The organism is Arthrobacter sp. NyZ413 (assembly GCF_049390645.1).
Lineage (GTDB): Bacteria > Actinomycetota > Actinomycetes > Actinomycetales > Micrococcaceae > Arthrobacter.
In genome coordinates this window covers 2,163,157-2,186,019 of the sequence record NZ_CP155434.1, presented here as the reverse complement: position 1 = coordinate 2,186,019, position 22,863 = coordinate 2,163,157, and the positions used below count along the sequence as shown (strand labels likewise).

General features: G+C 64.0%; 27 protein-coding genes. 19 read left to right on the top strand and 8 right to left on the bottom strand.

Going from position 1 to position 22,863, the window contains the following annotated elements; all coding sequences use genetic code 11:
• Positions 1-59: 59 nt before the first annotated feature.
• Both ABCW42_RS10230 and ABCW42_RS10225 read right to left on the bottom strand, forming a co-directional pair.
• On the bottom strand, positions 60-500 hold the full coding sequence (locus ABCW42_RS10230; protein WP_423184731.1) for a hypothetical protein: 441 nt from the start codon (positions 498-500) through the stop codon (positions 60-62).
• A gap of 44 nt (positions 501-544) precedes the next feature.
• Complete coding sequence (locus tag ABCW42_RS10225) at positions 545-1,525, bottom strand: cation diffusion facilitator family transporter (protein ID WP_423184730.1); 981 nt, start codon at positions 1,523-1,525, stop codon at positions 545-547.
• A 111-nt stretch (positions 1,526-1,636) separates the two neighbouring features.
• Between ABCW42_RS10225 and ABCW42_RS10220 the strand changes: the two genes are divergently transcribed.
• The 15 genes from ABCW42_RS10220 to ABCW42_RS10150 all read left to right on the top strand — a co-directional run bounded on the left by ABCW42_RS10220 (position 1,637) and on the right by ABCW42_RS10150 (position 15,997).
• The gene (locus ABCW42_RS10220) at positions 1,637-1,855 is read left to right on the top strand and encodes a hypothetical protein (protein ID WP_423184729.1); all 219 of its coding nucleotides are present in this window, start codon (positions 1,637-1,639) and stop codon (positions 1,853-1,855) included.
• Positions 1,852-2,412: a DUF6328 family protein gene (locus ABCW42_RS10215; RefSeq protein ID WP_423184728.1), complete on the top strand. Its 561-nt coding sequence runs from the start codon at positions 1,852-1,854 to the stop codon at positions 2,410-2,412. Before ABCW42_RS10220 ends, ABCW42_RS10215 begins: the two co-directional genes overlap by 4 nt.
• A 72-nt stretch (positions 2,413-2,484) precedes the next feature.
• Positions 2,485-2,871: a hypothetical protein gene (locus ABCW42_RS10210; RefSeq protein ID WP_423184727.1), complete on the top strand. Its 387-nt coding sequence runs from the start codon at positions 2,485-2,487 to the stop codon at positions 2,869-2,871.
• A gap of 57 nt (positions 2,872-2,928) precedes the next feature.
• Positions 2,929-3,663 carry an SRPBCC family protein gene (locus ABCW42_RS10205; protein ID WP_423184726.1) on the top strand — a complete coding sequence of 245 codons (735 nt, stop codon included), beginning with the start codon at positions 2,929-2,931 and terminating at the stop codon, positions 3,661-3,663.
• Positions 3,664-4,012: 349 nt separating this feature from the next.
• Positions 4,013-4,279, top strand: a complete 267-nt coding sequence (locus ABCW42_RS10200) for a GlsB/YeaQ/YmgE family stress response membrane protein (RefSeq protein ID WP_423184857.1) — start codon at positions 4,013-4,015, stop codon at positions 4,277-4,279.
• A gap of 53 nt (positions 4,280-4,332) precedes the next feature.
• Positions 4,333-6,225: a transketolase gene (locus ABCW42_RS10195; RefSeq protein ID WP_423184725.1), complete on the top strand. Its 1,893-nt coding sequence runs from the start codon at positions 4,333-4,335 to the stop codon at positions 6,223-6,225.
• A gap of 204 nt (positions 6,226-6,429) precedes the next feature.
• Entirely contained in the window at positions 6,430-6,783 is a 354-nt protein-coding gene (locus ABCW42_RS10190) for a YegP family protein (protein ID WP_423184724.1), read from the top strand.
• Positions 6,784-7,113: 330 nt separating this feature from the next.
• Positions 7,114-8,103, top strand: coding sequence for a LacI family DNA-binding transcriptional regulator (locus tag ABCW42_RS10185; RefSeq protein WP_423184723.1), 990 nt, complete (start codon positions 7,114-7,116; stop codon positions 8,101-8,103).
• 2 nt (positions 8,104-8,105) lie between these two features.
• Positions 8,106-9,086 carry a 2-hydroxyacid dehydrogenase gene (locus ABCW42_RS10180; RefSeq protein ID WP_423184722.1) on the top strand — a complete coding sequence of 327 codons (981 nt, stop codon included), beginning with the start codon at positions 8,106-8,108 and terminating at the stop codon, positions 9,084-9,086.
• On the top strand, positions 9,083-10,300 hold the full coding sequence (gene manD / locus ABCW42_RS10175; protein ID WP_423184721.1) for a D-mannonate dehydratase ManD: 1,218 nt from the start codon (positions 9,083-9,085) through the stop codon (positions 10,298-10,300). The genes ABCW42_RS10180 and manD overlap by 4 nt, the downstream gene beginning before the upstream one ends.
• A gap of 2 nt (positions 10,301-10,302) precedes the next feature.
• Positions 10,303-11,838: a mannitol dehydrogenase family protein gene (locus tag ABCW42_RS10170; protein ID WP_423184720.1), complete on the top strand. Its 1,536-nt coding sequence runs from the start codon at positions 10,303-10,305 to the stop codon at positions 11,836-11,838.
• Positions 11,835-12,896: an NAD(P)-dependent alcohol dehydrogenase gene (locus ABCW42_RS10165; protein ID WP_423184719.1), complete on the top strand. Its 1,062-nt coding sequence runs from the start codon at positions 11,835-11,837 to the stop codon at positions 12,894-12,896. The genes ABCW42_RS10170 and ABCW42_RS10165 overlap by 4 nt, the downstream gene beginning before the upstream one ends.
• 46 nt (positions 12,897-12,942) lie before the next feature.
• Positions 12,943-14,328 carry an MFS transporter gene (locus tag ABCW42_RS10160; protein ID WP_423184718.1) on the top strand — a complete coding sequence of 462 codons (1,386 nt, stop codon included), beginning with the start codon at positions 12,943-12,945 and terminating at the stop codon, positions 14,326-14,328.
• Positions 14,329-14,342: 14 nt separating this feature from the next.
• Entirely contained in the window at positions 14,343-15,044 is a 702-nt protein-coding gene (locus tag ABCW42_RS10155; RefSeq protein WP_423184717.1) for a bifunctional 4-hydroxy-2-oxoglutarate aldolase/2-dehydro-3-deoxy-phosphogluconate aldolase, read from the top strand.
• Positions 15,041-15,997: a sugar kinase gene (locus ABCW42_RS10150; protein WP_423184716.1), complete on the top strand. Its 957-nt coding sequence runs from the start codon at positions 15,041-15,043 to the stop codon at positions 15,995-15,997. Before ABCW42_RS10155 ends, ABCW42_RS10150 begins: the two co-directional genes overlap by 4 nt.
• Before the next feature lie 44 nt (positions 15,998-16,041).
• Here the strand turns inward: ABCW42_RS10150 and ABCW42_RS10145 are convergent, their stop codons facing one another.
• From ABCW42_RS10145 to ABCW42_RS10130, 4 genes are all read right to left on the bottom strand, one after another.
• Positions 16,042-17,052: an isopenicillin N synthase family dioxygenase gene (locus ABCW42_RS10145; protein ID WP_423184715.1), complete on the bottom strand. Its 1,011-nt coding sequence runs from the start codon at positions 17,050-17,052 to the stop codon at positions 16,042-16,044.
• Positions 17,053-17,103: 51 nt separating this feature from the next.
• Entirely contained in the window at positions 17,104-17,451 is a 348-nt protein-coding gene (locus tag ABCW42_RS10140; protein WP_423184714.1) for a VOC family protein, read from the bottom strand.
• A 77-nt stretch (positions 17,452-17,528) separates the two neighbouring features.
• Positions 17,529-17,837 carry a hypothetical protein gene (locus ABCW42_RS10135; protein ID WP_133204259.1) on the bottom strand — a complete coding sequence of 103 codons (309 nt, stop codon included), beginning with the start codon at positions 17,835-17,837 and terminating at the stop codon, positions 17,529-17,531.
• A gap of 68 nt (positions 17,838-17,905) precedes the next feature.
• Positions 17,906-18,298 carry a nuclear transport factor 2 family protein gene (locus tag ABCW42_RS10130; RefSeq protein WP_423184713.1) on the bottom strand — a complete coding sequence of 131 codons (393 nt, stop codon included), beginning with the start codon at positions 18,296-18,298 and terminating at the stop codon, positions 17,906-17,908.
• A gap of 152 nt (positions 18,299-18,450) precedes the next feature.
• Between ABCW42_RS10130 and ABCW42_RS10125 the strand changes: the two genes are divergently transcribed.
• The 4 genes from ABCW42_RS10125 to ABCW42_RS10110 all read left to right on the top strand — a co-directional run bounded on the left by ABCW42_RS10125 (position 18,451) and on the right by ABCW42_RS10110 (position 20,792).
• Positions 18,451-19,134 (top strand): hypothetical protein, encoded by a 684-nt coding sequence (locus ABCW42_RS10125; RefSeq protein WP_423184712.1) that lies wholly within the window; start codon positions 18,451-18,453, stop codon positions 19,132-19,134.
• Positions 19,135-19,503: 369 nt separating this feature from the next.
• A complete protein-coding gene (locus ABCW42_RS10120; RefSeq protein ID WP_423184711.1) occupies positions 19,504-19,965 on the top strand; it encodes an Hsp20/alpha crystallin family protein in 462 nt (153 codons plus the stop codon).
• 75 nt (positions 19,966-20,040) lie between these two features.
• Positions 20,041-20,403, top strand: coding sequence for a hypothetical protein (locus tag ABCW42_RS10115; RefSeq protein ID WP_423184710.1), 363 nt, complete (start codon positions 20,041-20,043; stop codon positions 20,401-20,403).
• A 140-nt stretch (positions 20,404-20,543) separates the two neighbouring features.
• Positions 20,544-20,792, top strand: coding sequence for a hypothetical protein (locus ABCW42_RS10110; protein ID WP_423184709.1), 249 nt, complete (start codon positions 20,544-20,546; stop codon positions 20,790-20,792).
• Positions 20,793-20,829: 37 nt separating this feature from the next.
• Here the strand turns inward: ABCW42_RS10110 and ABCW42_RS10105 are convergent, their stop codons facing one another.
• Together ABCW42_RS10105 and ABCW42_RS10100 are read right to left on the bottom strand one after the other, a co-directional pair.
• Complete coding sequence (locus ABCW42_RS10105) at positions 20,830-21,267, bottom strand: hypothetical protein (RefSeq protein WP_423184708.1); 438 nt, start codon at positions 21,265-21,267, stop codon at positions 20,830-20,832.
• A 116-nt stretch (positions 21,268-21,383) separates the two neighbouring features.
• Positions 21,384-22,844: a rhamnulokinase gene (locus ABCW42_RS10100; RefSeq protein ID WP_423184856.1), complete on the bottom strand. Its 1,461-nt coding sequence runs from the start codon at positions 22,842-22,844 to the stop codon at positions 21,384-21,386.
• Positions 22,845-22,863: the final 19 nt, after the last annotated feature.

Here is a 22,863-nt window from a genome sequence, read left to right as displayed (position 1 = left end):
TCGAGCCGCGCTCGGCGGGACGGCCCGGCGTCGTTATTTCCGCTAATCCTCGATTGCCGCTAATCCTCGCGCCGACCGTGCCGCAAGCCGCTTCGGCTGTCGACATTCCGATCGTTACCCTCGTCCCGGCCATTGCGCTCGTCCCTGCCATTGCGCTCGTCCGGAGCGTTACCCGCATCCGGATCGAGCGCCTCAGCCTGCCGAAGCCGCTCTTTCGAGATCCTGTCAGCCTTGTCGGCGGCTTCCTGCCGCTCGGCGACCTCGTTGCGAAGGCGTTCGGCCTCATTTTCGGCACGCAGCGCATCAGCCTCGGCCCGAGCCGCCCGGGCGCTGTGTTCGTGGGCTCCCGCCGCGTCGGTGCGGGCGCGTTCCCGAAGGTCAGCGGCGCGTCGACGGTCAACGGCGGCTTTCGCGCGCCGTCCGAACAAAATTGCGATAACTACAATCACAACAATGACCACGATCGCGACGACGATCCAGATCCAGATCTGCCCGTTCATTTCAGTACTCCCTTGTTGTTTTATTCACATCGCGCAGCTTTCCGCTACTCGACGATTGCCGATGATGCTCCGCCCTCGAAAGTCAGGGCGTCCTCATCGGGCGTAGCCAGCGTCAATACCGCTTCCTCGACAATGTCCTGCTCCTCCAGGCTGCGCTCCACGCGGCGAAGAGCCACGGCCACCTCGTGCTCTCTCAGGTCCCCGTTGATGTCCACCGCCGCCACCAGGTACAACCTGCGGGGGCCTACGAATTCCAAATGCAGGTAGGTCATCCGATCAATGTCGGGGTGTTCCAGGACCCGACCGGCCATTGCCTTCTTGAGCGCGGGGGTGACGGCCTGCCCCACGAGGAAGCGGCGGTTGCGGTCGATGAGGACCACTGCGATGACGCCAAGCAAGATGCCCACAAGTATCGAACCGAGGGCATCCGCCACGGGCGAACCCGTAAGTTGATGGAGCAGGACACCGAGGAACGCGATCCCCAGGCCGATGAGCGCAGCGCTGTCTTCGGCGAATACAGCACGCATGGTCGGGTCTGAGCTCTTGAGCACCTGCTCCAATGTGCCGCGCTCCAAAAGCTTCGCGGATTCGCGGGCTTGGCGGAAAGCCTGGATGAATGACATACCCTCCAGTACGAAGGAAATCCCCAGCACGGCGTAGGCAAGCCCGAAATCACTGGCGGGTTCGGGCGAGATCAGTTCCTGGCTTCCGTGCATGACCGACACCACCGCCCCGGCGGTAAACAGCCCGAACGCCGCAAACATCGACCACACATAGGCTTCGCGCCCGTAGCCCATCGGGTGGGAAGAATCACGCTGCCTGGACGATCTCCTCTCGGCGACGAGGAGGAAGACCTGGTTTCCGGTGTCGGCCCACGAATGGGCCGCCTCGGCAACAATGGAGGCGGAGCCGGTCATCAAGGCCGCCACTGTCTTGGCGACGGCAACCAGAAGATTTGCGATGAAAGCGAAGATGACCGTCGCGAGTGATGTCAATGACAAGCCGGCCTTCTTTGATTGGCCCATACAACCCACCGTATCCAGCGTCCACGGTCATCGGTTCGAGCCGTCGATCGCTAGCCCTATGGCACAGAGAAATTTATAAGTAAGCTTATGATATCCGGAATCGATGAGAGGTTGGTCGATGAAAAGATGCGTTTAGGATCGATTTTCGGGCTGATCATCGTCATTTGGCTCATAGTGGGAGCGGTAGCCGCCGGTCAGCGCGGCTACTATCGCGCGGTACCGGCGCAGTGTTCCCAGGTCGCAACGATCGCGCTCAACATCGTTGCGGGCCCATTGAACTACATGGGGTTGAATCCCCTGACGGGCTGCGAGCTGCCCAAGCCGTCATGAGCCGGCAGGAGAATGAATGGCCGCTTGAACCGGCCGAATTCATGGACACCAGGAGCGAGACAAAAGACGAGCGGATGGACCGCAACTGGAACGAATTGCTCCAGGAGATGCGTGTGCTGCAAACCGGCACACAAATCATCGGCGGCTTCCTGCTCACCCTCCCCTTCCAGCAGCGGTTCGGCGTCCTCACGGAAGCGGAAAAGTGGTGGTTCCTTGCGCTCGTGGTGCTGGCCGCCCTCACGACGGGACTCATGCTGGTTCCCGTCAGCCTCCATCGGCGCCTATTCCGGCATCACGTGAAGGACAAGCTGGTGGCTGCCGGCAACAGGATCGTGAAAATCGTTGTCGGTTGCGTGGCATTGCTCATCGCGGGCTGTGCGGGCCTGATTTTCAGCGTGGCGCTGGGGCAGGATGCCGGTTTGGCGGTGGGCGTGGGGGTCGTCGTCGTTCTCGCCGTCCTGGTCCTGCTGTACCCGGTACTGTCCTGGTCCCCAGGCAGGATCCGGGTTTCCGAGGATCCTGAGCAAATCGACCCCTCCGATCGCGGGGAACCTTGATTCCGGACCCCGGTCCTGCCTAGCCTAGGGGTTCAGTGAAGTTACTAAGTAGGCTGATGATTCCTTGAATCCATGAATTCCCAAGCCAGCATGATCAACCACCACGGAAAGGTCACCATGGACATGGACACGCACCACACAGAGGAACAAGGGGCGGGCGGCTACGGAACGCCTACTCCGGAACAGGAAACCCCCGGACAATCAACCGCCGGACAATCAACCACTGGCCAACCAACCGGCGAAAGCAGCGGGCGCCCGCAGGACCGAAGCGGCGACAAGCAAGGTTCGGCGCAGGAAGAGTCAGTGGACGCCCCCTCGGCTGATGCGGACATTGACGGGTCGAACGCCGAGCAAGAACCAGAGCGACCGTTTTCCTCGGAACCGAAGGGCGATGCGACTGGGTTGCCGGAAGAAAAGTCGCCCAAGGACGACGACGGCGAACGGTTCGACGCGGGCTAGGAGCCGCAACGAAACCCTCAAGCTGCACGAAGCGAATTGACGCAAGGAGCAAAGAGAATGAGCACCGTCAACCAAACAATCGATGTAGAAGTTCCCGTGTCCGTTGCTTACAACCAATGGACCCAGTTCGAGTCATTCCCGGAGTTCATGAAGGGGGTGGAAGCCGTCGAACAGATCGACGAGACCGCTTTGCACTTCTCCACCAACGTCGGAGGCGTGAAGCGGGACTACAACGCCCAAATCCTCGAGCAGGTGCCCGATTCCTTGGTGAGCTGGGCCAGCATCGACGGGCCGCGGAACTCCGGCTCCGTGCGCTTCGAGCCCTTAAGCGCCGATCGCACCCGCGTGAGCGTGGACATCGAATGGGAACCGGAAACGTTCGCCGAAAAGGCAGGCTCCTTGGTGGGCGTTGACGACCTCCGGGTGGCGGCGGACTTGGACAAGTTCAAGGATTTCATCGAAAAGCGCGGCGGCGAGACCGGTGCGTGGCGCGGCACGGTAGCCGCCGGCGATGTTGAGGACACTGGACTCACGGCTGGCCTTGGCAGCACTTCGACGCTGCCCCCCATCGACCCCGACCTGAGGGCTGCTGCGGACACGGATCCGGCGGAACCGACGACCGAGCCCACCACAGAACCTTCAGATCGCGCACTGGCGGACGAGGACTTGCGACGCGGGCAGTACACCGAAGGCGACTACGGCGCCGAGCGGGTGGGGGACGTACCGGTCGAAGACCTCGAGGGTGACTACACCGTCGACGAGGACCGTGGCGGCGGGCGGCCGAAAGAATGAGTGAGTTCCCTCCGGACCCGTCGCGAGGCCCGGACCCGACGCGCGACCCGGACCCCACCCGGGAACCAGGACCGTCGCCGACCCCGGAGCCCGTGCCGCTGCCGGAACCGGGTCCCACTCCCGTCCCTCCCCCGGGACGGGAGCCGCAGCCGGGACCGCGGCCAGGCACGCCGGATCCGGTGCCCTTCCCTGAACCGGGTCCGTCTCCGGTCCCGGAGCCGGACCCGGATCTTCCGTTCCCGCCTACGCCGTTCCCGCCCACACGGCCACCGGGAGAACCACCCGTGACCCTGAGCTAGGGACGCGGACGGGTAGCTACTAATCAACGACTGAAGAAAGCGGGTTGGACATGGGATTCCTGGGATTTCTGATTCTTGGCTTGTTTGCCGGCGCCATCGCAAAAGCGCTGATCCCCGGACGGCAAGGCGGAGGCATACTGATTACGATGCTGCTTGGCGTCATTGGCGCGATATTGGGCGGCTGGATCGGAGGCCTGATTTTCGGCGGGGGGTTGCAGGAGTTCTTCTCCATACGGACCTGGATTCTCGCCATCGTAGGCTCAGTGATCGTCCTCTTGATTTACGGGGCGCTCGTGGGCAATAGAAGAAGGGTTTAGCCAGTCCCCTGACTGGGCAGGGACCCGCCTGACGCCAAGAAAGGCAGATCGACATGACTCAAGACGCCACCGTTCAACCCGGGCCTTTGGCCAGCACGGATTCCGAAGAGCTCAAGGCTTTGGCCACGCAGCTGCGCGTCGACTCGATCAGGTGCAGCACCAAAGCGGGGTCGGGGCATCCGACGTCGTCCTTGTCGGCGGCAGACGTCATGGCGGTCCTCCTCACCCGTCATCTGCACTACGACTGGAACGACCCCTCCCTGGCGAACAATGACCATCTCATTTTTTCGAAAGGGCACGCTTCTCCCCTGCTGTATTCGATGTACCGGGCCGTGGGTGTGGTTGATGAAGATGAACTCATCGATACCTACCGGACATTCGGAGCGAGGCTGCAGGGCCACCCCACGCCGACCCTTCCTTGGGTAGACGTAGCGACCGGTTCCCTGGGGCAGGGGCTGCCGGTCGCCGTCGGGGTGGCCCTCGCCGGCCGCTCGCTCGATAAGCTCCCATTCCACACCTGGGTCCTGTGCGGTGACAGCGAACTGGCCGAGGGCTCCATCTGGGAGGCCATCGACAAAGCCGCGTATTACAAGCTCGGCAATCTGACCGCGATTGTGGACGTCAACCGCCTCGGACAGGACGGCCCCACCGAACTTCAATGGGACATGGAAGCTTATGCCAAGCGGGTCGAGGCTTTCGGAGCCCGGGCGATCGTGATCGACGGCCACGACTTCGGCCAAATAGACGACGCCCTCAGCAACGCCCGAAGCGATGGGGACACTCCCACAGTCATCCTGGCCAAGACCATCAAGGGGAAAGGGGTCCCCGAGGTCGAAGACCGCAATGGCTGGCACGGCAAAGCGCTCCCGGACGACATGGCCGAAAAAGCCGTCGCAGCACTGGGCGGGCCTACGAACCTACGCGTCAGCACCCTCAAGCCGGAAAGCGGTGAGGCCGCGATAGCGCAAGGCACCCATCCGGACGTGAGCCTCCCGCGCTGGGATATCGGCGACAAGGTCGCCACAAGGGCGGCGTTCGGGGCCGCGGTGTCGGCGCTCTCCGCGCGGCCCGACGTCGTGGTCCTGGACGGCGAGGTAGGAAACTCCACGCACGCCGGCGATTTCAAGGACGCCGCGCCCGAACGCTACTTCGAAGTCTTCATTGCCGAGCAACAACTCGTGGCAACCGCTGTGGGGCTTTCCGTCCGCGGATACATCGCCTTCGCTGCAAGTTTTGCGGCCTTCCTCATCTCCAGGCCATTCGACTTCATCCGGATGGCGGGGGTCTCCGAGGCAACCATCCGATTAGTCGGCAGCCACGCCGGCGTCGAAATCGACCAGGACGGGCCATCGCAGATGGCTTTGGAGGACATCGCCGCGATGCGGGCCGTGCACGGCTCCACCGTGCTGTACCCGGCAGACGCCCCTTCCGCCGCACGCCTCGTGAACGCCATGGCCGACACGAAGGGAATCTCCTACCTCCGCGCTACGCGAGGTGCATACCCGGTCATTTACGGGCCCGAGGAAGACTTCACGATAGGCGGGTCGAAGGTCCATGGTGCAAGCCCGGACGACCAAGTGACACTCATCGGCGCCGGAGTCACGCTCCATGAGTGCCTTTCAGCCGCCGATGAACTGGCCGCTTCCGGAATCAAGGCCCGCGTGATCGACCTCTACTCAGTCAAGCCGGTCGACGTCGAAACCGTCCGCCAAGCCTGCCGCGACACCGGAGGCCGGCTGGTCATTGCCGAAGACCACTACCCGCAGGGCGGCATTGGGTCTGCAGTCCTCGAGGCCCTCGCCGGTCCGGATACTCCGGAACTCCACGTTGCCCTGCTTTCGGTCACGGGCCTGCCTGGCTCCGGAAAGCCGGCCGAGTTGCTCGACGCGGCAGGAATTTCGGCGCGCCACATCGTCGCGGCTGCCCGCGGCCTGGCCAACGCCTGACGGCCTGCCCACCGGCCTATCCGCCACCCGGCTATTGGGGTGGTTGGTTAGGTTTTACACGGGCTTAACGCGCCTGGACATCAGGGCGTTACATCCGGCGCGCACACTGGATTCCACGACAGTTGGCAAGGTGCGCAGCGATGCGGCCAGCCTGCTTCCCGGCGCAGCAGCCGGAATGCGGGCACCCGAACCCGGAGGTTGATCATGGCTGGAACATTCGAAGTATTCGTAGACGCGGACTCCCTCTTCAGGTTCCGGCTCATTTCTCCGAACGGGGCGGTCATCGCCGTCTCGGCTGCCTTCCCGGACAAAGCGGGAGTCGCGGCCGGAATCAGCGACGCGCGCGAGTCCGCCGGAACAGGCTTGGTGACCGACCTTTGTCCGCAGCCGGCAGTAGCCAGGCCCACGGTGCCACGTAGCGTTGGACCCGCCGTCGTATCAGAGGCTTGCGATACACGGCTCAAGGTTGAAGGACGCGCCGTTGATGAACACGCGCACGCGCGCCCCAAGAAGCTTCGGCGTGCCGCAGCAATAGCGAGATGGACAGGCGCCGCGTAGCGGCAAAACCCCCGAACCTGTCCCATCCCGACGAGACCTGCCCAGGCATTGAAGACCGACGGCGCACTGGGGGACTCACCTGGGTCTCAGCAGGCGAGATGCGCCGCCGGCCGACTGGAACCACTTGTAATTCTCCCACTCTTCGGGAGTCAATCACAGCACGCGCCCGGTGGGGCGCGATATCGATTCCATCTCTCCGCGCAACTCCTCTGTGCAATTCCGGTGTGTCTGTGCAATTCCGGCGTGCAACTCCATGAAAATCGTTGACAAACTTGTACAAGTCTTTCCATACTTGTACTGCAAGGTTTCAACGAAGCAACTGGAGGACAAATGCCGGCAAAACTCACCGACGTCGCAAAGCTGGCGGGAGTGTCCCTGGCAACGGCTTCACGGGCGTTCGGAGATCCCGGAAGGCTCGCCGCGGAGACCCGCCAGAAAGTCATGGCGGCCGCCGAGGAGTTGGGCTACGACGTTCCTGGAATCAGCGGCAGCCGGACGTTCGGCGTCATAGTCCCGGACGTCTCCAACGCCGTCTTCGCCGCGCTTATCAAGGCAATCCAAGATCAGGCGTGGCACGGCCGGCATCGCATGGTTCTCGCCGACACGTCTGAGTCTTCGTCGCGGGAACGCTCGCACTTGGAGTCGTTGGCAACGGGAGTGGACGGCGTTATCCTGTGCTCGCCGCGCCTGCCTTCCGCACAGATCCACGACGTAGCCGGAAATGTTCCCCTGGTTGTCATCAACGGCGAGGCCGAACACGCAGCAAGGGTGCTGATGGAAGCCGGTGAGGGAATTCGCCAGGCGATCGAGCATCTCCACGCGCTTGGCCATCGCAAACTCGCCTATATCCCAGGCCCTGCCTCATCATGGGCGAACGCACAGCGACTTGCCGCCATCACGCGCTTCTGTGCCGATTGGGGCATCGAACTCGTGACGGTAGGCAACCAGAACGCAACGGTCGACGGCGGCCTGGCCGCTGCGGCGTCGGTCGTCGCCAGCGGTGCCACCGCGGTCATCGCGTACAACGACCTCGTCGCCATCGGAATGCTCGCCGGCGCCCGGACGCTCGGATACCACTGCCCTGAAGACATCAGTGTGGTGGGCATCGACGATCTCGACATTGCGGCCGCCGCAGAGCCCGGGCTCACCTCGGTGCGGGTCCCGATCGACCGAAGCGGCGCCCTCAGCCTCGAACTCCTCCTTGAGCAGATGTCCGGAAAACCGACGGCAACCGAAGCCGTACACCTTAGCTCCCAACTCATCGTGCGCGGTTCCACCTTTGCCGCCCGCACCGCCGAACAAGCCCTCCAGGGAAAGTAGCCATGAGAATCGTCATCGCAGACCCCAACCTGATGCCCCATCGCGCCCTCTTTGAGGCATCGCTCCCCGATGGATCACTCGCATCCTGGCATGACAGCTGGAACGAACACGCCGTACTCACGGACCTGAAAGATGCCGACGTCTACGTGGGTCCGCGCTTCACGGGTGCCATGGGTGCAGCCGCGGTCAACCTGCGTCTTGTCCATGTTGGTGGTGCCGGATACGACGGGATCGAGGCGGACGCCTTGCCGCCCGGAGCCGTCTGCGCCAACACGTTCCATCACGAAAACTCCATCGCCGAACACATCGCCACGGTCCTCGTGGCCCTCCGCCGCAACTTGATCGGCCAAGACGCCGCGCTTCGAAGCGGCGTCTGGTCCTCGTCCGTGTATTCACCCACCGTCCGTCAGCCGGAGACGCTCCGGGGCGCCGTAGTGACCTTCCTCGGGTTCGGGCACATCGGCGGGGCTGCCTGGCGGCTACTGAAGGCATTCGGGGCCGAAGGAATAGCCATCACCCGCAGTGGCAACACCAACGCGGAAGCAAACGGCTTGCGGTGGGCCGGGACCACGGACCGGCTTGGCGAGGCATTGAGCGAATCGGACACCCTGGTGGTCAGCATCCCCCTGAGCCAGGAAACCACAAGCCTCGTGGGCGCAGGCGAACTTGATGACCTCGGCCCGGACGGACTCCTGGTGAACATTGCGCGCGGACCCGTCGTCGACGAAACCGCCCTGTACGAAGCGCTGAAGGATCGCCGGATCGCAGGCGCCGCGATCGATGTCTGGTACCAATACCCCGGCACCGACGGGCGCGGCGAGCCGTCAAGCCTCCCGTTCGCCCGCCTGGACAACATCGTCATGACTCCGCATTCGTCCGGAGTGACCGCGGAGACTTTCCGCAACCGCGCCCTTGAAATCGCCGAAAACATCACCCGACTTGCCAAGAACGAACCACTGAAGAATGTAGTGATTTCCCGATGACCCGAAAAATCGTCGACGTCGACGTCCTGGTAACCAGCCCGGGCCGCAACTTCGTCACGCTCAAGATCACCACCGACGACGGCCTCACCGGTTGGGGCGACGCCACCTTGAACGGGCGCGAACTTTCCGTCGCCAGCTACTTGCGGGACCACCTTGCCCCGGCCCTGTTGGGAAGGGATGCGGACCGCATCGAAGACACCTGGCAATACTTCTACAAAGGGGCGTATTGGCGGCGCGGGCCGGTCACCATGGCGGCAATCGGCGCTATCGACCTCGCACTATGGGACATCAAGGGAAAAGCCCTCGGTGTCCCGGTCTATCAACTCCTCGGCGGCGCTGCCCGCGACAAGATCCTTAGCTACACTCACGCAACCGGCTGGGACCTCCCCGAACTGCTTGATTCAGTGGACCGGCGGCGCGAACAAGGATTCCGGGCAGTGCGTGCGCAGTCCGGTGTCCCGGGACTCGACACGGTGTATGGCGTCACCAAGGGCGCCTCAAGCTATGAGCCGGCAGGCCGCGGCGCAGGTCCGGTCGAAGAAGACTGGGACACGTCCGCCTACCTTCGGCACGCTCCGAAGATCCTGTCGGCCGTCCGGGAGCACGTTGGACCGGAACTGAAGCTCCTTCACGACGTCCACCACCGGCTCAACCCCACCGAAGCTGCCCGGCTCGGCCGCTCCCTCGAAGACGTGGACCTGTTCTGGCTCGAAGACGCCACCCCTGCCGAGAACCAGCGCCTCTTGCGCACGCTGCGTCAGCAGACCACCATCCCGCTCGCCATCGGCGAGGTCTTCAACACCGTCTGGGATGCCGAGTTGCTCATTACCGAACGGCTCATCGACTACGTGCGCACCGCCGTCGTGCACGCTGGAGGCATCTCCCACGTCAGGAAGATCCTGGCCCTCGCGGAGGTCTATCAGGTCAAGGGCACGCCGCACGGACCCTCCGATGTCTCCCCCATCAACCTCTCGGCGTCCCTGCACCTTGGCCTCGCCACGAGCAACTTCGCCATCCAGGAATACATGGGATACGACCCCCTGGTCTCCGAAGTCTTCCGCCCAAGCTACCGATTCGAGGACGGCTACCTGCACCCCGGCGACGAGCCCGGGCTCGGCGTCGAAGTGGACGAAGAAGCCGCTGCCCGTTTCCCCTACGCGCAGGCATACCTCCCGATCGCCCGGGAACTCGACGGCGCCATGAAGGACTGGTGAACATGGGCACCCCGAGCATCACGCCCCTGAACTCCGGTACTCCGGGGATCCTCCGCCGGACCTCGGCGCCCGCTCCCGGAATCGTCCATCTCGGGCTCGGAAACTTCCACCGTGCACACCAGGCTGTCTACACGGACTCCGCCATCGAGGCCCACGGCGGGGACTGGGGAATCATCGGCGTGTCCAACCGTTCCTCCGCAATCGCCGACGCCCTGCGAGCGCAGGACATGCTCTACACCGTTGTCGAGATCTCCCCCGAGGGCTCTGCGTTCTCGGTTCCGCGTGTCCATTCGGAGGCATTCACGGCTGCTGGTAACCCGGAGCGGCTCCGCGCGGCCATCGGTGCCGCGCAGACACGGATCGTCTCATTGACGGTGACGGAGAGCGGATACACGTACTCCCCTGCCACCGGATCCTTGAACCTGAATGATCCGGCGGTCCAGCACGACCTGTTGGTTTCCGGGAGTCCCCGTACGCCCATCGGGCAGATCGTACGCGGCCTCCAGCAGCGGGCCCGTACCCACGGTGAACCGGTGACGATCCTGAGCTGCGACAACCTTGCAGACAACGGGCACCACACCCGGCGGCTCGTCCGCGAGTTCGCGTCCCGCTTGCCGGGCAAGGAGGCTGCTGAGACGTTGGATTGGATCGACGCCCGGGTGACGTTCCCGTCGTCGATGGTGGACAGGATCGTGCCGGCCACTACTGAGCACTACCGGCGGCTTGTGGCCGGCAGCTGCGGCTACTCGGACCGGATTCCGGTTCCGGCCGAACCGTTCACTATGTGGATTGTGGAGGACGACTTTATTGCCGGGCGCCCTGCGTGGGAGGCGGGCGGGGCTGTGTTCTCGGATGAAGTGGCCGGGTACGAGCAACTAAAGGTCCGGCTCTTGAACGGCACCCACTCCCTGATCGCCTATCTTGGTGCGCTGAGCGGGGCGGCAACCATCCCGGACTCGGTGGCCCACCCCTTCATTGAGCAGGCGGCGCGCTCGGTTCTCCGCGGGGAATACCTCCCGAGTGTGTCCGTGCCTGCCGATGTTGACGTCGATGCCTACGAGGAGCAGCTTTTCTCCCGCTGGCGGAACACTGCCCTCGGGCACCGGAGCAGCCAGGTGGGCTCGGATGGTTCGGTGAAGCTGAGGCAGCGGATCCCGGTTCCGGCGCTCCAGATGCTCGACGCCGGCCGGATGCCGCACCTTCTTGCCCTCACCACCGCCGCCTACCTCACGTGCGTCGCCCCGCTTGCCGGCTTCGATGCCGGGAAGCATGCGGCGGCCATGGACGATCCAGCCCGGGCATTGCTCGCCGGACTGGCGGCACGGTCCAGCTCGGGGCGTGAATTGGCTGAACGGGTGCTGGCAAAGCACCACTTGCTCGGCGAAGAGCTTGCAGCCCGTGCCGACTTCATCGAACGCACTGGCGAACTCATCGATACCTTGCACGCGCATGGTCCGCTGGCTGCTGTGGCCGAAGCGGAAAGTTCGGCGGACCTCCTCCACGCTTCCCCGTTTGCTACCAGCAAAGGCACCCCATGACCACCCAGACATATTCACATCCCCCGCACACCGTGCTGCCGAGCAGCACCGAAGCTGCCGTCCTGCATGGCGCGGGAGACCTCCGTATTGAACAGAAGCCGCTCAAGCCCATCGGTCCCCGTGAGGTCCTGGTCGAAATGCGTTCCGGCGGCGTTTGCGGCTCGGACATGCATTACTACGCCGAGGGCCGCAACGGGGTCAACGTCCTCCGCCAGCCGACCATCCTCGGACACGAAGGGGCCGGGGTGGTCGTTGCAAGAGGTGAGCTGGCAAGCATCGCCGTGGGCACCGCCGTCGTCATCGAACCCGCGCTGCCGTGCCATGAGTGCGCGGCGTGCTTGGCAGGCCGGTACAACGTGTGCGCCGCCGGGACGTGCTTTGGTTCCCCGCCCACGGACGGGCTGTTCGCCCGGCACGTTGTGGTTCCGGAGGCGGCACTCCATGTGCTGCCTGACAGCGTTCCGGCAGAAATCGGTGCGGCGATCGAACCGCTGGCTGTCGCTGTTTGGGCGGTCGAACGCGCGCAGGTACAAGCCGGGCATAAGGTGCTCATCACAGGCGCCGGACCGATCGGCTTGCTCGTTGCGCAAGTAGCGGCCTCCCGTGGAGCGAGGGAAATCATTGTGACCGATGTCAACGACCACCGCTTGGGCGTCGCGGGCAAGTTCGGCGCAACCCGGACCGTCAACACGGCAAAGCAGGACCTGGATTCTGCCGGCGTCAAGGGCCTGGACCGCTTCATCGAATGCTCCGGCAATGCCCGTGCCCTGTCGGACGGGATCCAGGCGCTCGCCCCGGCTACCCGGGCGACTGTAGTGGGCCAGGCCCGGCCGACCGTCGACGGCGTCCCGCTTGGATTCCTCCAACGCTACGAAATCGACCTCGTGACCGCATTCCGTTACGCGAACGCTTTCCCGACGGCGATCGAGCTCGCCTCCGCCGGCACGGTGGACCTGCAGGCAGTCGTCACCGCAAGCTATCCGCTTTCCGACAGCGCAGCTGCTCTCACCGCCCCTGTGAACGACCCCACCAACCTCAAGGTACTCATCACTTACTGACCCGGCCTACCCCGGCCACAGGACATCCATTCAAAGGAGTATGGACATGACCTCTGCAGCAAACCTGCCTCCCGCCCCGGTGGATCAGGGCAAAGTCCGGAAGGCCGCCGTCGCGGGCCTCATCGGCACCACGCTGGAACTCTACGATTTCGTCATCTACGGAACGGCTTCGGCGCTGGTCTTCAGCAAGCTGTTCTTCCCCAACGTTTCCCCTGCCGCAGCCCTCCTGGCGAGCTTCACGACTTTCGCCGTCGGATTCCTGTTCCGTCCCCTTGGCGGCATATTCTTCTCGCATTTCGGTGACCGGCTCGGCCGCAAATGGGTTCTTGTTGTCACCCTCCTCCTCATGGGCGGTGCGACCCTTGCGATCGGATTGCTGCCGACCTTCGGGCAGATCGGCCTCTTTGCCCCGGTCCTGTTGTGCCTTTGCCGGGCCGCGCAAGGCTTCGGTGCCGGCGCCGAACAGTCAGGCGGCGCGACCCTGCTCACCGAATCGGCTGCTCCCGGGACGCGCGGCAAGCTTGCTTCGCTGATCATGGTCGGCGCAGCGGCTGGCACGGCGTTGGGAGCGCTCGTCTGGATCGCTGCCCAGTCCCTCGCACCGAATGACATGCTGACGTGGGGCTGGAGGCTGGTCTTCCTTTCCAGCATTTTCGTCACGATCGCGGCCCTCGTCATCCGGCGCAAGCTGGACGAATCCCCCGTATTCGAAGAGATCAAGCAGGCCCACACGGAACCCCCGGCACCGCTGAAGGAAGTAGCGAAACACGGCAAGGCGAACGTGCTGCGGGTCATCCTGATGAACCTCGGCGTCAGCACCCAGTCCTACACGATCCAGGTGTTCATGGCGTCCTACCTCATCACAGTTGTCGGCACCGATCCGAAGTTCATCCCTCCGGTCCTCCTCATCGGTTCCCTGTGCGGCGGCGTGGCCGCCGTCTCGTTCGGAGTCCTCTCGGACAAGATCGGCCGCCGGCGCGTCGTCTCCCTCATTACCGGTGTACTGGTCCTTTTCCCCGCCCCGGCGTTCCTGTTGCTGACCACCGGCTCGCCGGTCGCCATCATCCTGGTGATTGTGGTCGGCTTCGTCCTGGCATGCCAAGGCGTCGTCGGCGTGCACATGAGCTACTTCCCCGAAGTCTTCGGGAGCCGCTACCGGTACGCCGGCGTCACTCTCGGCCGCGAGTTCTCCTCCATCATTGGCGGCGGTATCGCACCGATGATCTGCGCGGCGCTGCTGGGCGCGTTCAGCAACTCCTGGATTCCGGTGGCCATCTACATGTCGGCGACAATGCTCATCAGCTTCGTCGCCACGCGCATGAGCCCCGAAACCCTCAACCGAGACCTCACCGCTCCGCAGGATGCCAGCCACGATCCTTTTCCGGCCACTGAAGTAGCCGACGGCGAACTGTCCGTAGTCGACACCAAGTAACCCGAAGGAACCCCATGTCCCAGACCAACTTGCGGGAATCGCCCGCCACGCAGCCCGCCGCACGGTGCGCGCCGGCACGGCCCGCTCCCAGCACGATCCTCCGCACCACGGGCGTGGTCGCAGTGTTGAGGGCGCTGCACGCCAAGCACTACGCGCCTGTCATCGGCGCGCTCTGCGAGGGCGGTGTGCTCAGCGCCGAATTGACGCTGAGCACACCGGGAGTATGGGATGAGCTGCCCCGCCTCCTCGACCGGTTCGGCGACGAGGTGGAGATCGGCGTCGGGACCGTGACTACGGCCGCGGAAGCCGGCACTGCCCTCGATCTCGGGGCCTCGTACATCGTCACCCCCGTCATGGTTCCGGAGATCGTGGAACTCTGCGCCGAACGCGCGGTTCCCGTCTTCCCGGGCGGATTGACGCCGACGGAACTGAACGCCGGATGGGCAGCGGGAGCGACGGCGGTCAAGCTCTTCCCCGCTTCGACCGTGGGACCCGGCTACATCAACCAGCTTCGCGGACCGTTTCCGGAACTCCAGGTGGTGCCGTCCGGCGGCATCGACGTCGAGGATGTTCCGGCCTGGATCCGAGCCGGAGCCCTGGCAGTCAGCCTTGGCGGTCCGCTCCTCGGGGATGCCTTCAAGGGCGGGGACCTGCGGGACCTGACCGCCCGCGCACACCGCGTCCGGAGCCTTGTCGAGGAAGCGCGAGGCGAATGATGAGCGCCGAGCCCTACGTTGTCACTTTCGGGGAAACCATGGCGCTCATGGCTGCAAACCAAGCCGGACCGCTTGCCCACGCCGCCACCATGAGCGTCGGGATCGGAGGATCCGAATCCAACGTGGCAATCGGACTTCAACGCCTCGGCGTCCAGGCCGTCTGGTGCGGACGGATCGGAGCCGACTCGCTCGGCCGGTTGGTCGAACGGGAAATCCGGGCCGAGGGCGTTGATGTCCGCGCCACAGTGGATCCCGAGGCTCCCACCGGGTTGATGATCAAGGAGCGCCGCACGCCTACTGCCCAAAAGGTTGCGTATTACCGTTCCGGTAGTGCGGGCTCACGGCTTGCCCCCGACGACGTTGACCCGCGGCTGGTTGCCGACGCGGCGTTGCTGCACACCAGCGGCATCACGCCGGCTCTCTCTTCGCAGGCGGCTGCGGCATTGAAGGATGCCGTGGCCGTCGCACGGGAGTCCGGGATTCCCGTCTCCTTCGACCTGAACTACCGGAGCAAACTCTGGGACGCCGGCACCGCCGGGAGCGCCTACCGGGAGATCATCCCGCTCGCGGACATTGTGTTCGCCGGACTTGAAGAAGCTGAAATCGCCGTCGGGACAGCCAGCGACGCAGAAGAGGCAGCACGGCGCATCGCTGCCATGGGTCCACGGCAAGTAGTCATCAAACTCGGCGCGGACGGGGCGCTTGCGCTTATCGACGGGAATCTCTACCTGCAGGAAGCCCACCCCATCGAAGCCATCGACACGGTGGGCGCGGGGGATGCGTTCGTTGCGGGGTACCTCGCCGAGTTCGTGGCCGGACTCGGGCCCGTGGAGCGCTTGCTGACAGCCGCGAAGTCCGGAGCGTTCGTGTGCCTGGTCCCCGGCGACTGGGAAGGCCTGCCGCGCCGCGACGAACTGGGCCTCCTGGCACACCACGAACCGGTCAGCCGCTGATGCGCGGCTGGTGCTGACCGCCCGCGCCAGCCGGATCAAGGCCCCTAGCCAACGAGATCCGAGTGATGCTCCTCTACGACGTTCGGGTGCGCCCGGATGCGGTAGCGAAGTGCATTGTCGCCGTAGGTCTCGAGGATAGGGCTGTTGGTCGGATCCACCGACAATCCGCGGGCCTTGGACTGAAACTCTTCGCTGACGGCCAGTTGGGGCATTGTTGCGTCGAGCGCGGGGTTGTAGAAGAAGGGGATTGAAATCCGGTCTGTCCCTCGAAGTGGGGAGATCACCCGGTGGAGGGTCGCCTTGAGATAGCCGTTCGTGGCGAGCTCCAGCATTTCGCCAATGTTGACCACGAAGGTTCCCGGGACTTGCGGAGCGTCGATCCACTGTCCCTCGTACTCGACTTGGAGGCCGCCCTTCCCGGGCTCGACGAGCAACAGTGTCAGGACACCGCCGTCGCGGTGTGAACCCACTCCCTGTTTTGGTTCGGGGTTGGATTCCCCTGGATAACGCACGATCTTGAGAACCGGGAAGGCGCGCGCGGCGAAGGCAGCGTCAAACGTGTCCTCGGGCGCCCCGAGGGAAAGTGCGAGGGCCCTGAGGAGCTCGAGCGAGACGGCACTCAGGCGTTCCATCCATTCCGAGACGATCCCGCGCATTTCCGGCAGTGAGCCGGGCCACAGATTCGGTCCCTCCAGCCGCCAGTAGTCGGCCACTCCCGGCCCGGTTGGCACAGCTTCACGCTCGACGCCGACATCGATTTGTTCGCGCCAGTCAATCGCGCCGTCCGTGAGTTCCCCGCCGACCCTCGTGTAGCCGCGGAATTGCGGGCTTCGGACGTTCTCTACAGCGAGTTTCTCCTCTTCGGGCAAGTCGAAAAAGCGTCGCGAGACCTCAAGCATCGAGTCCGTCAGTTCCTGCGGGATACCGTGGCCCGCCAGGTAGAGAAAACCGACTTCGTGCATGGCGTCGCGCAGCTCGTCACGGAACCGGGCGGCCTCTTCCGCTCCGGCCTTCAGGCGCGAGAAATCAAGTACGGGCAGTGTGTCGAGTGTCAATGTGCCAATTCCTTTCGTTCACGGCCGCAGGGGCCGTCTTCCGCCGTGGTCCTACTCAGCCTGCTTGGGTCGCCACACACCGAACCTGTTGCCTTGGGGATCGAGAAGATGCGCAAACTCGATCGCGCCGTTGTCCACATACGGAAGTGCGACCCGTGCACCGAGCGACTCGGCCTTGGCGATCGCGGCGTTCACATCGTCGACTTGGACGTAGAAAATCGCCCACGAAGTTCCACCCATCGACGCGGTGTCCCACAGGCCCCCTTTGTCGCCGTCGACCATCTGGTAACCGGCGGGCGAGGACTCGCCGAAGCTCCAATCGAAAAGGGGCCCGTAGAAGCCCCTTACGGCCCCGGGATCGGAGGAACCGATTTCGAAGTAGTTGACTTTGGCTGTCATCCGCCGTTGCCTTTCCGTTGTTGTTGAGGGGAGGCCGCCGGCCGGTTAAGACGGCGGCCTCCCGGCTTTTCAGCCCATCACGCCATTGTCAGGGTGAGGACTTTGTAGAGGTCGATGACGGTTTCTTCCGGAGGCGCTTCGAAACCACCTTCGATGCCGGCCTGCATGCGCGGCATCAGGATGTCGTTGCGGAATTTCTCCCAGCTGTCCTTGGACTCATGGACGGCCATGATGGTCCAACCGCCGGCCGAAGGTCCGGCAGCGTGGAATGTCTGGCCCTCGGGCAAGAGTCCCTCGCCGGGGTGAACAGCGGCGATAGAGGCTTCGTATTGCTCCTTTGTGCCTCCCGGGAAAAAGTGGACCACTCCGTATGGGGTCCCTTCCATGTCTGCTCCTTATAGATAACGCGGGTGATCAAAAATAGTGCGGGTGTTTGTATTCCTCCACGGACTGCTCAGGTCCAGAAGCTGTCCGCTATAGCGGTGTCTTCGAAGAATTCCTTTCCTTCAACAACCTTTCCCTCGCGGAGGACGAAGGAAATGGCGGTTCCCAGATCCAGGGTCTTCCCGTTGGCTTCAGCGTGGGTTTGCTGAATTGCGATGGTGTGGTCTTCTCCACCGACGACGTCGTGGACCGTCGCTTTGAAGGACCCTTGGGAGCGTGTTGCCAATTCGCCGAAGTAGGCCAATATGGCGTCGCGGCCCTGTTTGGTCCCGGAAAGTACGCCGCTGCCGGCGACGTACCAAACTGCGTCCTCCGCGAATAGCTCGCTGAGTGTCGCCAAATCCCCTGAATTGAACGCTTCGTACCCGCGCCGAACCAGTTCGACGTTTTCCTCAGCACCCATGTGTGGACACCTTCTTCGCTAGTCCTCGTCGATCAAAAAGGGACGGCTTAAGGCTATTCCTGCCCCGGATGCGTGTCGATGGAAATGGGCAATGATCTGCCAAGCATGCCCCGACCTTGAGGCACGGTACGGACCGGTGGGACGATGAGTCCGTGCAGCCCTTTTTCGATTTTGTCAGCCACAATTGGTGGTTGATCTTTCCCCTGAGCGGATTGGCCGGCGGCTGGGCCCGCTCGTGGTCACGCGCCAGCGAACGGCGGCACCGCCGTCGGGTGGAGCTATACCGGCTCAAGAACCAGGCGGCCCAGGCAGAGCAAGCGAGCCAATCCGAAGTGCTCAGGTTGCGGGAGGCTCACGACGCAGTGAACCAGCGGTGGCTCTCTTACGAGCTTGACGTCGGGAAACTGATTGACTTCCCGGTGATGTCGGACGTGCGGGAGCCGCTCACCGTGGACTTCCTGCGCGCCAAGCGCGAAGCAGATGGCTTGCGTCCGGCTGCCCCGGGAGAAATCACGACGGCGGCCCGGCTCGCCGAGTACCGCGCGGCAGTGCGCAACTTCGAACTGGCTTTCGACGTGGCTGAACGGGAAGCCAAACGCATCAAGGACGGCAACTTTTCGGAGCCCGAACGGCAGCGGCTGGCGACGGCCCGGAAGCTGCTCAGGATCGCTTCCGACTCGGCTGCCACGCCGGCGGAGCGGCAGACAGCGTATAAGCGTGCCCGGCGCGAACTGGACGGGCTCATTGTGCTGCCGGAAACCACTGTGGCCGCCCTTGAGGAGAAAGTTGCCGGCGCACTCGACGCGCCCAAGGCACCCGATTTCCACCAGAACTGACTGTGGGTCAGTGCCCGTGTCGATGGATTATCACGTAGCGGTGATGCTTCCGGTGACGGGTCTTGGACCGGATCGGCGTCAATCCCAGGGGTGGCAAGCCCAAGGATTTCCTCCGACGGGACATCCGGATGTTCACGACCACCAGGAAAACAAGGAATCCCAGCGAGGGGATGAGCAGTACGAGTATCCACGCTAGGGTTTCCACGGCCCGCCTCCTACCCCCAGTTTCCGGCGCCGCAAATCGGGCGTCAAGCAGCCCCTGGGGCTACCCAGTGCACGACGGGAAGGGTAGTTTTTCTTCCATGGGAATGGCCGGTTCCGGCCCTCGTCCGGATCCGGTCGCAAGTCGGCACACATCAGGAGATCATCATGGACAACTTTCTCCGCCATAGTGGAATTGAAGTTCCGGAGCCTGTCCGGCGCTTCCTCCAAGGCGAAAGCGATGGGTCACTTCGCGTGGAGCAATACCAAGAAGGAAACACCTTGGTCATCCGGGTGGAACTGCCGGGAATCGACCCGGAATCGGATGTGGACATCAGCGTCACGGACGACACCCTCCACGTCCAGGCCTGGCGGGAGGAAAACACCGAGCGCGCGGGCCAAATGGGGTACCGCAGCGAATTCCGCTATGGCAAACGCTCACGGAGCATTCCGTTGCCACGCGGCGTGAACCAGGACAGCATCGCGGCGACGTACGAAGACGGGGTGCTCGATATCCGCATCGAACTTCCGGAACAGTCAGAGCCGCAGGCCACGAAAATCCGAGTGGTTCGCACAAGCGGGCGCACCACGACCCAGCCGCCACAAGAGCCGGAGGACTATGTCGGCTAGCGGTTCCACACCGCAAGCAACTGACCTAGGCTGGAAGTACCGATATGGTCGCGTGGCTCTGGAGGTCGAATAACCATGGCCGTGAAACTGAACGAGAAAGCGTTGCAGCATGCGAAGCGGCTCATCAGGGACAACAAGGTGGTCGCGGACACCCGCGATGATTGGAGCGAGCACGCCCCATCAACCGACGAGCAAAACAAGTTCCTGGACAAGAACGGCAGCTCGGAATACTCGAAATGGTTCCTCGGTGTTGATGACGATCATCCGGAGGGTCAGAAGGGCCGCTACAAGTTCCCTTATGGAGACTTCAAGAAGGTTCATCGTTGCGCCGTGATCTCGGGTGAAAGCCGGGCCGGCCAGTACGACCACGACGACATCCGCGAGGCTTTGGGCGACCTCCTCGCCCGGTTGGATGAACATACGGAAAAGTCCGGCTGAAGGTACCCACGCCTCATACGGCGTGCCTGTGAATTCCCAGGCACGCCACATATCCTAATTACGCTTCCGGCATCGGTTTCGACCGACATTACCCGGCCCCCGCCGGACTCTTCTCTGCACCTACTCAGTGAGGCGTCGTCATGGAGCTGAACATCAAGGACCACTGGGACCAACTTGCGCCCGAAACGAAGCAGTGGCTGCTAAACAACCCCGGATGCGTGGTTCTCCCGCGCACCGTAGCCGAAATCATCCATCGGGCAACCGGAATAACTCCCGATGCGGACCAGCACGGCCAAGTCAGCCTTTCCGCCGAGGATGTCAGATTCATCCATGGCCAATCGGAAGCCGGGGCCGGTACACACCGGACCGAGACGACGGCGACCGGCTAGCTAATCCTGGCCGGCACCTTATTCCTGGCCAGTGCCGTCAGGCGCCGTCCGCTTCATCGCGCTCTTTACTGGCGTGCTCTTCATCGCTGTCCGCCGTCCCGCGGGCAGGTTGTTCATCCGCCGTCCGCAACGGTCCGACGGTTCCATCCGAACCATAGTCGCCTTCGGCGTATCGGCCGATTTCGGATTCGGCCGTGCGCCCGGGAAGCGATCCAGCAACACCGAGGTCGGCTCGTGCGTACCGTCCGGATTCCTTGGCTTGGTCACCCAGCGGCTCGGGCAACCCGCCTAGGTTGCCAGCGGCGCCGTAATCTCCCTCACCATATTGCCCTTCTTCGTCGTCCGAGTGCCTGCCCGGTTCCCTTCCCGTCTTTCCGTAGTCGCCTTCGACGTATCTTCCACGTAGTTCGGGTTCTTCAAGCGTGCCGTGGTTCGCCTCTTCGATGGGTTCGTCGCCGCCGGTGTTCTCTGTCATGGCCGTGCCTTTCCTGCAAGCACTTCGCGTCGCTTCGGCGCCCTTTAAGTCTATCGAGGCTGTTTCCGGCACGACAGGTATCGGAGGGAAGCCGACCTGCCAAGGCAGAGGCAGGTTCAGTTTCCGTGGAGGGCGTGGCTGGGATGTGGCTCGTAATGCGTGGCGTGGGTGCTCGCGCGTGCGGTGCGGCGTAGTTCGTTCAGGCCGCCGGTGATGGTTCCGGCGGTGCGGGCTTGGACGAGGATGTTGCCGAGGGCTGTGGCTTCCACAGGACCCGCGATGACTGTTTTTCCGGTGGCGTTGGCGGTGAGTTGGCAGAGGAGGGTGTTTTGGGATCCTCCTCCGACGATGTGCACGGTTTTCACGGACCGCCCGGTGAGCCGTTCAGCGTCGGCGAGGGTGCGGGCGTAGCCGGCGGCGAGGCTGTCCATGATGCAGCGCACGACGGCGGCAGGGCGGTCCGGGAGCACGTCGCCGGTGTTGCGGACGGCTGCGCGGATGCGGTGGGGCATGTTGCCTGGGGCGGTGAAGGCGGGGTCGTCGGCGTTGATCACCGGCCCGCCGGGAGGCAGGGCCGCGGCGGCTTCGAGCAGGCCGGGCAACGGTGGGGCGTAACCTTCGGCGGCCCAGATGCGTTGGCATTCGCTGAGGAGCCAGAGTCCGCCGACGTTGCGCAGGTACCGGGTGGTGGCGTCGACTCCGCGTTCGTTGGTGAAGTTCGCTTGGCGGCTGGCCTCGGTAAGGACGGGATGGTCGAGTTCGACGCCGACCAGGGACCAGGTCCCGGAAGAAATATAGGCAAAACCCTCCTGTGTGGCCGGGACCGCGGCAACGGCCGAGGCGGTGTCGTGCGAGCCGACCGCGACCACCTTCGTGTCCGCCGGAAGTCCGGTGCGGGCCGCGATGCCGGGCAACAGGGTGCCGATGGTTTCGCCGGGTTGGACCAGGGCCGGGAAGAGGTCCCGTGGCAGGCCCAGAACGTCCAGGAATCCGGTGGCCCACTCCCCCGTCACGGCATCGAAGAGGCCGGTGGTGGAGGCGTTGGTGGCCTCGGTGCGTCGCTGTCCGGTGAGCTGGAACGCGATCAGGTCCGGGATCAGCAGGGCCTGGAGGCCGTGAAGGTTTTTCTCGGTGGCGAGCTGGTAGATGGTGTTGAATGCCAGGAACTGCAGCCCGGTAGTGGCGTAAAGCCGGGACTGATCGATCCTGGCGTGGACCGGGGCAACCGCGGCCCGGCTGCGGTCGTCCCGGTAGCTGAAGGGCTGGGCGAGCAGCTCCCCTGATTGGTTGACCAGTCCGTAGTCCACGGCCCAGGTGTCGATGCCGATGCTGGCAATGGACTCGCCGGTGGCTTCTGCCACGGAAGCGGCAGCCGTCAGGCCGGTGAGGACCTGCGCGAAGAGGGCGTCGAAGTCCCAGTGCAGGCCGCCGTCGGACTCTGTGACCCCGTTGGGGAAGCGGTGCACGGTCTCCAGGGACACCGTCCCGCCCGTGGGGCGGCCGAGGATGACCCGTCCGGAGGACGCGCCGATATCGACGGCGGCGAACACCTGGTTGGTGTGGTGGTGTGAGGGCACCGCCCCGGTGGTGGCCGGG

Bases quoted from the DNA above. Each gene is read 5' to 3' on its own strand.
- ABCW42_RS10140 (WP_423184714.1), bottom strand. From the start codon at position 17,451: ATGACAGCCAAAGTCAACTACTTCGAAATCGGTTCCTCCGATCCCGGG.
- ABCW42_RS10180 (WP_423184722.1), top strand. From the start codon at position 8,106: ATGAGAATCGTCATCGCAGACCCCAACCTGATGCCCCATCGCGCCCTC.
- ABCW42_RS10200 (WP_423184857.1), top strand. From the start codon at position 4,013: ATGGGATTCCTGGGATTTCTGATTCTTGGCTTGTTTGCCGGCGCCATC.
- ABCW42_RS10135 (WP_133204259.1), bottom strand. From the start codon at position 17,837: ATGGAAGGGACCCCATACGGAGTGGTCCACTTTTTCCCGGGAGGCACA.
- ABCW42_RS10215 (WP_423184728.1), top strand. From the start codon at position 1,852: ATGAGCCGGCAGGAGAATGAATGGCCGCTTGAACCGGCCGAATTCATG.
- ABCW42_RS10205 (WP_423184726.1), top strand. From the start codon at position 2,929: ATGAGCACCGTCAACCAAACAATCGATGTAGAAGTTCCCGTGTCCGTT.
- ABCW42_RS10110 (WP_423184709.1), top strand. From the start codon at position 20,544: ATGGAGCTGAACATCAAGGACCACTGGGACCAACTTGCGCCCGAAACG.
- ABCW42_RS10190 (WP_423184724.1), top strand. From the start codon at position 6,430: ATGGCTGGAACATTCGAAGTATTCGTAGACGCGGACTCCCTCTTCAGG.
- ABCW42_RS10115 (WP_423184710.1), top strand. From the start codon at position 20,041: ATGGCCGTGAAACTGAACGAGAAAGCGTTGCAGCATGCGAAGCGGCTC.
- ABCW42_RS10155 (WP_423184717.1), top strand. From the start codon at position 14,343: ATGTCCCAGACCAACTTGCGGGAATCGCCCGCCACGCAGCCCGCCGCA.
- manD (WP_423184721.1), top strand. From the start codon at position 9,083: ATGACCCGAAAAATCGTCGACGTCGACGTCCTGGTAACCAGCCCGGGC.
- ABCW42_RS10105 (WP_423184708.1), bottom strand. From the start codon at position 21,267: ATGACAGAGAACACCGGCGGCGACGAACCCATCGAAGAGGCGAACCAC.
- ABCW42_RS10150 (WP_423184716.1), top strand. From the start codon at position 15,041: ATGATGAGCGCCGAGCCCTACGTTGTCACTTTCGGGGAAACCATGGCG.
- ABCW42_RS10165 (WP_423184719.1), top strand. From the start codon at position 11,835: ATGACCACCCAGACATATTCACATCCCCCGCACACCGTGCTGCCGAGC.
- ABCW42_RS10130 (WP_423184713.1), bottom strand. From the start codon at position 18,298: ATGGGTGCTGAGGAAAACGTCGAACTGGTTCGGCGCGGGTACGAAGCG.
- ABCW42_RS10120 (WP_423184711.1), top strand. From the start codon at position 19,504: ATGGACAACTTTCTCCGCCATAGTGGAATTGAAGTTCCGGAGCCTGTC.
- ABCW42_RS10170 (WP_423184720.1), top strand. From the start codon at position 10,303: ATGGGCACCCCGAGCATCACGCCCCTGAACTCCGGTACTCCGGGGATC.
- ABCW42_RS10225 (WP_423184730.1), bottom strand. From the start codon at position 1,525: ATGGGCCAATCAAAGAAGGCCGGCTTGTCATTGACATCACTCGCGACG.
- ABCW42_RS10185 (WP_423184723.1), top strand. From the start codon at position 7,114: ATGCCGGCAAAACTCACCGACGTCGCAAAGCTGGCGGGAGTGTCCCTG.
- ABCW42_RS10160 (WP_423184718.1), top strand. From the start codon at position 12,943: ATGACCTCTGCAGCAAACCTGCCTCCCGCCCCGGTGGATCAGGGCAAA.
- ABCW42_RS10230 (WP_423184731.1), bottom strand. From the start codon at position 500: ATGAACGGGCAGATCTGGATCTGGATCGTCGTCGCGATCGTGGTCATT.
- ABCW42_RS10210 (WP_423184727.1), top strand. From the start codon at position 2,485: ATGAATTCCCAAGCCAGCATGATCAACCACCACGGAAAGGTCACCATG.
- ABCW42_RS10195 (WP_423184725.1), top strand. From the start codon at position 4,333: ATGACTCAAGACGCCACCGTTCAACCCGGGCCTTTGGCCAGCACGGAT.